Origin of the sequence: Parasphingorhabdus sp., from assembly GCF_036964565.1 — a bacterium.
Taxonomy (GTDB): Bacteria; Pseudomonadota; Alphaproteobacteria; order Sphingomonadales; family Sphingomonadaceae; genus Parasphingorhabdus.
This window is the reverse complement of the sequence record NZ_JBALTN010000049.1, coordinates 1-529: the sequence shown is the minus strand read 5'-3', so window position 1 is coordinate 529 and position 529 is coordinate 1. Positions and strand designations below refer to the sequence as shown.

The 529-nt window shown below is 50.1% G+C and carries 1 protein-coding gene; it reads right to left on the bottom strand.

Translation table 11 applies throughout. From position 1 onward, the window contains the following. A partial coding sequence (locus V7650_RS18170; protein ID WP_335657607.1) for an inorganic phosphate transporter occupies window positions 1-529 on the bottom strand: 529 nt, incomplete at both ends.

Below are 529 nucleotides of genomic sequence, written 5' to 3'. Positions count from 1 at the left end.
CTGCCAAAATCACTCCCGCCGAGGTTATCTGCGAATCCAATGCATGGATAGGTCTCACCTTGTAGATTCCAAAACCCAATGTCCTAACAATACGCCAACCACCGGTCAGTGTTCCGATCGTGATCGCGGTTGCGCTTGCCATAATGACCCACAAAGGCACGTAAAATTGTGCGTTTACTCCTCCGAGGACGAGGATCATTGCAATCATGCCCATGCCTTTTTGCGCATCATTTGTTCCATGAGAAAAGGCAAGTACGCCCGTGGTTAACCACTGAAAGGCACGCAGATATTTATTGGCTGAAGGTCTTGCGGCACGCAGGATAAATGCCATGAGACGTTGCAATAAACCGCCAAGGAAAAATCCCAAAACTGGGGAAAGAAGCAATGCTCCCAGTATCTTGGCAACCCCGGTAAGATGAAAGCCGTCAACTGTCTCAAAACCCCAGACCACATGATCAGGACCTGCGGCCACAGTCACTACCCCAACCAAGCCGCCAACAAGAGCTTGAGAAGACGATACTGGAAGTCC